The sequence below is a fragment of the Streptomyces alboflavus genome, from assembly GCF_000716675.1.
In the GTDB taxonomy this organism is placed as follows: domain Bacteria; phylum Actinomycetota; class Actinomycetes; order Streptomycetales; family Streptomycetaceae; genus Streptomyces; species Streptomyces alboflavus.
Genome location: NZ_JNXT01000141.1, coordinates 1 through 971, shown reverse-complemented (window position 1 = coordinate 971; position 971 = coordinate 1). Strand labels below are relative to the sequence as shown.

The 971-nt window shown below is 68.2% G+C and carries 1 protein-coding gene; it reads left to right on the top strand.

What is annotated here, in order from left to right:
* The first annotated feature begins 25 nt into the window (after positions 1-25).
* Positions 26-853: an ABC transporter ATP-binding protein gene (locus OO63_RS41080; protein ID WP_106983558.1), complete on the top strand. Its 828-nt coding sequence runs from the start codon at positions 26-28 to the stop codon at positions 851-853.
* Positions 854-971 lie beyond the last annotated feature (118 nt).

Sequence of the window (971 nt, the reverse complement as noted above, 5' to 3'; positions counted from 1 at the left end):
ACCCCCCACCCCGCATAATCATCACATGATGAATAACGAGCCCCCACCCCAAACGACACCCCAACCGACACCGCAACCGACATCCCCCACCCCAGCAATCGAAGCGACCTCCCTCACCACCACCCGAGGCCACCGCAAAGTCCTGAAAAACCTCACCTTCACCGTCCCCCGAGGCCAGATCACCGGCCTCCTGGGCCCCTCAGGCTGCGGCAAATCCACCCTGATGCGAGCCATCGTCGGCACCCAGGCCAAGGTCACAGGCACCCTGAACGTCCTGAACCACCCGGCAGGCACCCCCACCCTCCGCTCCCGCATCGGCTACGTGACCCAGGACCCGTCGATCTACGACGACCTGACGGTCCGCCAGAACCTGGACTACTTCGCCGCGATCCTCTCCCCGGGCCACGGCCCCACAGCGACCCGCCGCCGCGAGGACGTGACCCGAGCCATCGCAGAGGTGGACCTCACCACCCACGCGGACGCCCTCGCAGCCAACCTCTCCGGCGGCCAACGCAACCGCGTCTCCCTGGCGGTAGCCCTCCTCGGCACCCCCGACCTCCTGGTCCTTGACGAGCCCACAGTCGGCCTGGACCCCGTACTGCGCCGAGACCTCTGGAACCTCTTCCACACCATCGCCACCGACAGAGGGACCACGATCCTCGTGTCGTCCCACGTCATGGACGAGGCGGAGCGCTGCCACCGCCTGCTCCTCATGCGCGAGGGCGAGATCCTCGCGGACGACACCCCCGAGGCCCTCCGCACCCGCACGGCCACGGAAACGGTGGAGGAAGCCTTCCTCCACCTGGTGGACAAGGCAAACGCCTCCTGCCCCCCTGACCCACCCACCTCCTGACTCACCCCCCCCGACTCACCAGCCCTCCGACTCACCAGCCCTCCGACTCACCAGCCCTCCGACTCACCAGCCCTCCGACTCACCAGCCCTCCGACTCACCACCCCCCGACTCACCACC

Excerpts from the sequence above, each read along its gene's own strand:
- OO63_RS41080 (WP_106983558.1), top strand. The coding sequence starts at position 26 with ATGATGAATAACGAGCCCCCACCCCAAACGACACCCCAACCGACACCG.